Origin of the sequence: Vibrio sp. V03_P4A6T147 (genome assembly GCF_002241085.1) — a bacterium.
GTDB classification, from domain to species: domain Bacteria; phylum Pseudomonadota; class Gammaproteobacteria; order Enterobacterales; family Vibrionaceae; genus Vibrio; species Vibrio anguillarum.
This window is the reverse complement of sequence record NZ_NDIO01000272.1, coordinates 1-8,763: the sequence shown is the minus strand read 5'-3', so window position 1 is coordinate 8,763 and position 8,763 is coordinate 1. Positions and strand designations below refer to the sequence as shown.

The window sequence follows — 8,763 nt, the reverse complement described above, 5'->3', positions numbered from 1 at the left end:
TATTAAAGTCACACTGTGGGCTTTCATCGCATTAGGTTTCAGTGTAATCAATGCCTATGCGGCTATGGATCCTAAAGATAAATTTCTCCAAGCATTGGAGGGCATTGAGCAGATCACCTATTCACTACCGATCAAGGCAAAAGCACAAATTAGTGAACTAGAAGAAGACTACATCATATTGTCACAGCCTTCCGCTCTCGTTGTCCGTTACTATTTAGCCAAAGCCACTGTATATGGGCTACTAGAGGAATATGATAGGAGCTTAGAAGCGGCGCAATTAGGATTAAAGCGAACAGAACACACCAACGTTGAAACGCTCACTCTCAAACTAAGAGAGATTCAAGCTTTACGGCACCAAAAAGTCGACGTGTTGCCGAAACTTGACGCACTGTTAGTTGAAGCAGGAAACGATCACAATGCACAAATCGAATCAGAAGTATTACTAGCTAAAAGTCTCTATTACCAAGAGCAAGGCGAGTTTAAAAAATCGTACGCCGCAATAATGACCTCAATTGATACAGCAAAATCCATAGATAACAAAGAGTTAATGGAGAGAATATCTCACGGTCTAGGTCAAATACTGGTTCAGCTACAAGATTTTGATCGTTCACAACTGTTACTTGAAAATTCCTACAGTTACTTCAAGCAGCGTAAAATGTCCTATAGCCAGTTGGTTAGCTTACTCGACATCTCTAAGTTGCAAGAGTCACGTAATCAAATCACGGCGGCGATCGAAACCTATAAAACAGCACTCAAGCTGGCACAAATACTGGGTGACGGGCGACATCGCTTTCGTATTAACATTGAACTTGCACGACTTTATCGAGATACCAACAACCGTGATCAAATGCGCTTTTTCTTGAAAAAAGCGGAGGAACTGCAGTACCGAGAAAGCCAACCAGGCTACCTTGCCACTTTTCAGCTATTACAAACACAAGATCTATTGGAACAAAAACGCTACGGTGAAGTGATTGAATTTGTAGAACCACTCATTGCGCATATCAAACAAAGATCAAATCTACTTATTCAACAGATAGAGTTGTTAAAAGTGGCAGCACAGGCTTATGCTGGGCAAAATAACTACAAACAAGCCTATGAAACTTATGATTTTTATCATTTACGATCGCTCACACTTCGCAATGTTGAACAGATAGAGAACTTACAGAGACAACAAATGTTGTTTGATCTTGAGCGTCTACAATATGAAAATCAGGATCTAAACTGGAACAACGTACTTCAAAAGCTAGAAATTGAAAACCATCAGAAAACGTTTCATCTATTAGGTGAAATTGTCTTTTTCCTTGCTCTTGCATTAATCGGATTATTGGTCATATTTATCTGGGCCAACCGCTCTCGCATCAAAATGGGCATGCTTGCCAAAACGGACACCTTGACTGGCTTGTATAATCGACGCTACATGGAAGAACGATTTGCAAAACATCAATCCAAATCTTACCAAAATAGTAGCGAAGCGCTTATTAAACTCGCACAACGGATTTTGATGTGGCAACAGACTTGGTTCAAAGGTCAATCTTCACCTAAAAAAAACGCCGAACCATTCGACTCAGCGCAATTAGACGAACAAATCCAACATAATGAAGATGCAAAACCGATTAGCCTTATTTTGACCGATATTGATTATTTTAAAGTCATTAATGACACTTATGGTCACGCCTTCGGCGATCAAGTATTAGTGGAAATTGCGGCTATCTTTAAGTCATCGGTACGCTCTTCCGATGTTGTCGCTCGCTACGGTGGGGAAGAGTTTCTCATCTTACTACCCGACACTGACTTAAGCGTCGCTAGCGAAATTGCCGAAACCTTACGCCGGAAAATTGAAGACCACGATTTTGTAACCGAATCACGAGAATCGGTATCCGTCACTTCGAGTTTTGGCGTGTTGACCGCAACGAATATTGATTTAGACCTCCAAGCATTGTGTGAAGAAGTCGACCAACTGCTTTATGCGGCTAAAGCCAGCGGCCGAAATTGCTTAAAAACACGTTGGCTGACTTATTAGCCAAGTCCCATCATTGCTTAGTTTGGCTATATAACGATTATTTCTAAGCTAGCCTATGTAATCGCTTTAATTGACTCGAGATATTCCCTACAATCGTGTTAAATTTTCGAGCATTTTCGATACTGGAGTCCCCATGAGCAACGTGAAACATTGCAAACTTCTTATTCTTGGTTCTGGCCCGGCTGGTTATACGGCAGCCGTTTACGCAGCTCGCGCTAACCTTAATCCAGTTCTCGTTACCGGTATGCAGCAAGGTGGTCAGTTAACGACCACTACAGAAGTAGAAAACTGGCCAGGAGACGCCGAAGGCCTCACTGGCCCTGCTTTAATGGAGCGAATGAAAGAGCATGCCGAGCGCTTCGAAACCGAGATTGTGTTTGATCATATTAATGAAGTTGATTTTTCACAGCGGCCATTCCGCCTTAAAGGCGATAGTGCAGAATATAGCTGCGATGCTCTGATCATTTCAACAGGTGCATCCGCACGTTACCTAGGTTTAGGTTCAGAAGAAGCCTTTAAAGGACGAGGAGTTTCCGCTTGTGCTACTTGCGATGGTTTTTTCTATCGTAACCAAAAAGTTGCAGTAGTGGGCGGCGGCAATACCGCTGTGGAAGAAGCGCTTTATCTATCTAATATTGCGGCACAAGTTCACCTCATCCACCGACGTGATTCGTTCCGCGCAGAAAAAATACTGATTAACCGTCTGATGGATAAAGTCGCAAGCGGCAATATAGTGCTACACACTGACCGTACCTTAGAGGAAGTCTTAGGTGATGAGACTGGCGTGACGGGTGTTCGTATGAAACACACCCAATCAGAAACGACAGAAGATCTGGACGTGATGGGCGTCTTTATCGCGATTGGTCACAAACCGAATACCGACATGTTTGCTGGTAAGCTAGAGATGAAAGAAGGCTATATCGTGGTCAGATCTGGCATTGATGGTAATGCAACTCAAACTAGTATTGAAGGTGTGTTTGCTGCTGGTGATGTGATGGATCACAACTATCGCCAAGCGATCACTTCGGCAGGAACGGGTTGTATGGCCGCCTTAGATGCGGAACGTTACCTAGATAGCTTGAACGATAAGTAGGCATGAACGACAAGTAAGCAAAAGGTTATTTTCCAGTTTTATAACAAAACCCTACAGCCCGGTGGTATATCCATCGGGCTTTATTTTGTATACTACCGCCCTTCCGTTTACATAATAATTCTCATTAAGCCTTCGAAATGGATAAGAAAAAGCAACGTAGCTTGAATAATTGGCTCAAACAGCAAAGTAAACTGGCAAAACGCTGGTTAATGATTGCTGTTGGCCTTGGCGTATTATCAAGTGTGTTTTTGCTGGCTCAGGCCGCACTCCTCGCCTCCATTCTGCATCAACTGATTATTGAACAAGTTGATAAAGCAGAGCTCATTCCCTATTTTCTTGGTTTGGTGGTGACGATTGCTGTGCGCGCCGCGTGCGCATGGGGGCGTGAAATTGCGGGTTTTCGCTGCGGAGAGCAGATCCGCATTTATATCCGTCAGTTAATACTGAATAAAGTTCGCGAGTTAGGCCCTGCTTACATTAAAGGTAAGCCTGCCGGTGCATGGGCAACATTACTGCTTGAACAAGTCGAAAACATGCAGGACTTTTTTGCGCGCTATTTACCGCAGATGTCATTATCTGTGTTGATCCCGTTTATGATTTTGATTGTGGTCTTTCCCGTCAACTGGGCGGCGGGTTTGATCTTCTTAATCACCGCCCCCTTAGTGCCGCTGTTTATGGCCTTAGTCGGCATGAAAGCGGCCGATGCTAATCGTAAAAATTTCAAAGCTCTGCAGCGGTTATCTGGCCACTTTTATGATCGCCTGCAGTCGATGACCACAATACGCCTATTCAACCGCACACAAGCCGAAGCCGATCAGCTTAAAGGCGCTTCTGAAGTCTTTCGCACTCGCACAATGGATGTATTGAAAATCGCCTTTCTATCATCAGCAGTGTTAGAATTTTTCACCTCGATATCGATCGCCATCACCGCCGTTTACTTTGGTTTTAGCTTTATTGGCGAGTTGAATTTCGGCTACTACGGTACAGCCGTAACTCTATTTTCCGGCCTATTTATCTTGATCCTTGCGCCTGAGTTTTATCAACCATTACGTGATTTGGGCACCTTTTATCACGCCAAACAACAAGCTGTCGGCGCGGCTGAAAGCATTGTCGAGTTTTTGGAAACAGACATTAGCAAGGTGAAATCAGGCTCTATCTCGCTCGACGGTGCACAGCAGATTGACATTGTAGCGCGAGATCTTGAAGTGTTTAGCCCTGAAGGAAAACGCTTGGTCGGCCCAATTTCATTTACGTTAGATAACCATTCGACCACTGCGCTTGTCGGGCCAAGCGGTGCAGGTAAAACCAGCTTAGTAAACGCCATTTTAGGCTTCATGCCTTACCAAGGCAGTTTGAAAATTAATGGTATTGAACTGAGCGATCTTGAACATACCAGCTGGCGTAAGCAGATCAGTTGGGTTGGGCAAAACCCACTATTGGTGCACGGAACCATCGTTGAGAATATCAGCCTCGGCAAGCATGACATGAGTGACGAAGCGCTTCATTCGGCTTTAGACAATGCCTATGCGGCTGAATTTGTCGACAAACATGGTTTGGATTACGCCATCACCGATCGATCTGGTGGATTATCTGTCGGACAAGCTCAGCGAATTGCACTTGCTCGCGCGCTGCTACAAAACGGCAATTTTTGGCTACTTGATGAACCAACCGCCAGCTTAGATGCACGCAGCGAACAGTTAGTGATGCAAGGTTTGAACCGCCAAATTCAACACCACACCGCTTTAATCGTGACACACCAATTAGCACCATTAAAATCGGTGCAACAGATTTTGGTGATGCAAAATGGGGCGATAGTTCAAGCAGGCGATTACAACACACTCAGCCAGCAAAAGGGCCTGTTTTCCGATATGTTACAAGCTAATCAAGCGCTTGATGAAGCCAATAAGGGGAACCTTGATGCGTGATCTCATCCCTTACCTTAAATTGTATAAAAAGCACTGGTTTGGTTTATCTCTCGGCATGCTGCTGGCCTTTTTAACCCTGTTTGCCTCGATTGGCCTACTGACCTTATCCGGCTGGTTTTTATCCGCAGCGGCCATTGCTGGCTTAACCATTGCTCGTGAAACATTCAACTACATGCTACCGGGCGCGTTTGTACGTGGGTTTGCCATGGGACGCACTGCAGGACGTTGGGGTGAGCGTGTTGTCAGCCATAATGCTACATTCAAGCTGCTGACGGATCTGCGTATTTTCTTCTTCCAAAAACTCGCGCCACTGATCCCAGGTCGTGTGTCAAACCTCAGAGACGCTGATTTACTCAACCGTCTAGTGGCAGATATCGATGCTATGGATCACGTCTATTTACGCTTAATCAGCCCAGTAACCGTGGGTGTACTGGGCATTAGTGCGTTAACGGCATTCTTATGTTGGTTCGACCCTGCCATTGGCTTAACCCTTGGTGCAATTCTTCTAACGCTACTACTCGTGTGGCCAGTCCTCTTTTATAAACTGGGTCAGCGTAATGGTGCCGAGCTCACCCAGCACAAGGCGGATTTGCGTATTGCAACGCTTGACTGGTTGCAAGGCTACAGTGAACTGACCCTGTTTGGTGCAGAAAACCGTTACCGTAAAGCGATTCTTAGCGCGCAGCAAAAATTGCTGGTCAATCAATTGGCTAACGCTCATTTTTCTGGCCTTGCACAAGCACTGCTCATGCTCGCTAATGGCTGGACGCTTGTGTTAGTGATCTGGCTTGCCGCCGATGGTGTGGCAGGTAATCAACCCGACCCGATGATTGCACTGGTGGCTTTTGCAACTATGGCAAGTTTTGAACTGCTGATGCCGATTGCTGGTGCATTTCAACATTTAGGACAAACACTCACTTCTGCTCGCCGCCTCAACGATATTATTCTGGCTGAGCCTGAAGTCCAATTTCCTACCGCTTCAACTCAGCACTCAGGTCAATTCGATATTGAATTTTCAGACGTAACCTTTCACTATCCTGACAGCAGCCAAGATGTGCTACGCGGTGTCAACCTCCATATTCCCGCAGGGCATCGCGTTGCAATAGTGGGACAAACAGGCTCTGGCAAATCAACCTTAATGCAACTGCTGTCACGCTATTGGGATCCACAGCAAGGTAGCGTCTCCATTGCAGGTACCCACTTAACAGCATGGAATGAGAGCGAACTTCGCCAAACCATCAGTGTGGTTAGCCAACGTGTAGATGTACTCAATGGCACGCTGCGAGACAACCTCGCGATGGCTAATCCAAGCGCAAACGATCAACAGTTGGCTCACGCCTTAACGCAAGTCGGTTTACATACTCTATTGGACGATCTAGGTTTGGACGCATGGCTGGGTGACGGCGGCCGTCAGCTCTCTGGTGGAGAGAAACGCCGCATCGGTATCGCGCGCGCGCTGCTCCACAACGGTTCAATTTTATTACTCGATGAACCCACGGAAGGCTTGGATAAACAAACAGAGCAGCAAATTCTGGCTCTGTTTCAACAGCATTTTGCGCATAAAACGGTCCTCTTTATTACTCACCGCTTGGTCGAGTTAGAAACAATGGATGATATTTGCCTGATTGAACAAGGTGAAATCGTGGAATACGGTAGCCACCAAGCGTTATTGGCCAAACAAGGCCGCTATTTCCAACTACAGCAAACCTTGTAGTCATCGTTTGTCATTTGCTCGTTATGAGACTTATCTTTTTTAGGAACACTATGCTGAATTAGGTAACTGAAGCTTGGTATGAAAAATCTTCGCCCTCTTGCTTTGAGAGTCAGTGCATGAGGGTGAAGAAGCGGCCTTGCAAAGAAGCGGCAGTCAACCAAACTAGCTAAATACGTACCTCATCAGCTTAATAAGTACTGAGCGTACTACTCATTTTATAGGTGAGATTTTTAATTAATATTCAAAGATAGATGGTTAATAAGATCTTCCACTGGCATTGGGTGTCCTAGGTAGTAGCCCTGCACTTGTTGACAGCCCATTGTCTGCAAAATTTTCAATTGGTTGGCTGTCTCTACGCCTTCTGCCACAATATTGATGTCAAAACTTTGCGCCATAGCAATAATGGCATTCACTATCGTTCTTGAACGATCATCATGTTCTACTTCAGAGACGAAACTGCGGTCAATTTTGATTTCATCCACAGTAAGATCTTTGAGCATGGCAAGTGACGTATAACCAGTGCCAAAATCATCGATGGAAAAAGTAATCCCGTTAGATTGCAGATTAGAAATAATTTCAACACTCTTTTTCATATCGGTAAGCGTTGCTGTTTCCGTAATTTCAATGCGTATGTATGAGTTCAAATTCTCATGCTGCTGAATAAATCGCGTGAGTTCATACATCTCATCAGCATTATTGAACTCAGTCGCGGAGACATTAACAGCAACGTGTTTAATTTGTGTCCCCAATATTCCTGAACGCCCCAGCTCCTGTGATACTTTTCCAACCACAAATTTGGAGATAGCGCCCGTCAAGCCATTGTCCTCGGCTAGTGGGATAAAAACATCCGGCGGGATAGCGCCTTTAACAGGATGGTTCCAACGAATCAGTACTTCGACACCGTTGACTGTTAATGTTTTTAGGTCATATTTAGGTTGATATACAACCGTTAAGCTATCGTCGTCGATCGCTAAGCGCAGGTCGAGGACCATTTGCCGGCGCTGCATCGCTTTTTCTGTTAATGTTTTGTCATGATACTGAATGGCATTCTTTTGTTTCTTTGCAACATTAAGAGCCTCAGTCGCGGAAACCATCAGTTCTCTGGCACTGATACCATCGGCTGGGTAAATGGCAACACCTATGCAGCAAGTTGTTTCAATATTGTGTTGCTTGGCCCGATGGGTATACAGACGTTGGACGCTCCGAACATGAGAATCCATATCTACAGCGTCACTCAACTTTACAAAACTGGCAAACTGATCGGCATGTAAGCGCGATACTAATGAGCCGGGCAAAGCCATTTCGTTAATATCGTGAGCTAAATCCTGCAAAAATGCATCTGCACGCTCAAACCCCAAAGTTTCGTTGATACTTTTAAAATCGTCGACATCAAGGTAACAAAGAATAAATCGCTCATTAGACTTTAATTTTTTGATCGTGATATTGAGAGTACGCACAAACATGCTAAGGCTGTGCAGCCCAGTGAGACTGTCCATATCATTGGCCTTTTCTAGTAAGCGATTCCCTCTAAGCACCAACATGAGCAAAAGTAAGGCGGTAATAATGACAAACATCAACCCCTTATAGGTTTGAGCGAGAGCGCGCAACTGGGCGTTATCTAGCAATAATTCGACTGTCATATCCGAGAATAATATCCAGAGCACGGCAAATGTTGCGTAGATAAGTGCCACTTTAACGGCTGAGATGCCTGCTCTATCCATGTTTAACTGACTCCAAATGTACCCGCTTATGATCGTAACATTGTAGCATCACTAAAATTTAGTCAACCATACCATACATGCCACATGTAGCCTGTTTCTTCACTCTACTCACTTAAATACCAGAAAATATGAACATAGGGATGTCAATCATGCACAAGTGCTCAATACCAACTCTATTGTTTTAATTTTTATTTTATTATCAATGTATTAAACGAAAAAATCCCGAGCTAAGCTCGGGATTTTAATATCAATTAACAGGCAACGAGAAAGTTTCGCTTATCGACGTGGCG

5 protein-coding genes are annotated in these 8,763 nt (G+C 44.6%); 4 read left to right on the top strand and 1 reads right to left on the bottom strand.

Annotated features, from left to right (window positions below):
* Position 1: 1 nt before the first annotated feature.
* The 4 genes from B9J84_RS10760 to cydC all read left to right on the top strand — a co-directional run bounded on the left by B9J84_RS10760 (position 2) and on the right by cydC (position 6,752).
* Entirely contained in the window at positions 2 to 2,020 is a 2,019-nt protein-coding gene (locus B9J84_RS10760) for a diguanylate cyclase (protein WP_404207035.1), read from the top strand.
* A gap of 133 nt (positions 2,021 to 2,153) precedes the next feature.
* Entirely contained in the window at positions 2,154 to 3,113 is a 960-nt protein-coding gene (gene trxB, locus B9J84_RS10755) for a thioredoxin-disulfide reductase (protein WP_094124105.1), read from the top strand.
* Positions 3,114 to 3,250: 137 nt separating this feature from the next.
* The gene (cydD, locus tag B9J84_RS10750) at positions 3,251 to 5,038 is read left to right on the top strand and encodes a heme ABC transporter permease/ATP-binding protein CydD (protein WP_094124104.1); all 1,788 of its coding nucleotides are present in this window, start codon (positions 3,251 to 3,253) and stop codon (positions 5,036 to 5,038) included.
* Positions 5,031 to 6,752 carry a heme ABC transporter ATP-binding protein/permease CydC gene (gene cydC / locus B9J84_RS10745; RefSeq protein ID WP_094124103.1) on the top strand — a complete coding sequence of 574 codons (1,722 nt, stop codon included), beginning with the start codon at positions 5,031 to 5,033 and terminating at the stop codon, positions 6,750 to 6,752. The genes cydD and cydC overlap by 8 nt, the downstream gene beginning before the upstream one ends.
* Before the next feature lie 230 nt (positions 6,753 to 6,982).
* On the opposite strand, the gene B9J84_RS10740 is transcribed toward cydC, so the two are convergent.
* Positions 6,983 to 8,473 (bottom strand): bifunctional diguanylate cyclase/phosphodiesterase, encoded by a 1,491-nt coding sequence (locus B9J84_RS10740; protein WP_094124102.1) that lies wholly within the window; start codon positions 8,471 to 8,473, stop codon positions 6,983 to 6,985.
* Between the last annotated feature and the right edge of the window lie 290 nt (positions 8,474 to 8,763).

What these genes read in the sequence shown, in the direction of transcription:
- trxB (WP_094124105.1), top strand. Translation starts at nt 2,154, where the DNA reads ATGAGCAACGTGAAACATTGCAAACTTCTTATTCTTGGTTCTGGCCCG.
- cydD (WP_094124104.1), top strand. Translation starts at nt 3,251, where the DNA reads ATGGATAAGAAAAAGCAACGTAGCTTGAATAATTGGCTCAAACAGCAA.
- cydC (WP_094124103.1), top strand. Translation starts at nt 5,031, where the DNA reads ATGCGTGATCTCATCCCTTACCTTAAATTGTATAAAAAGCACTGGTTT.
- B9J84_RS10740 (WP_094124102.1), bottom strand. Translation starts at nt 8,473, where the DNA reads ATGGATAGAGCAGGCATCTCAGCCGTTAAAGTGGCACTTATCTACGCA.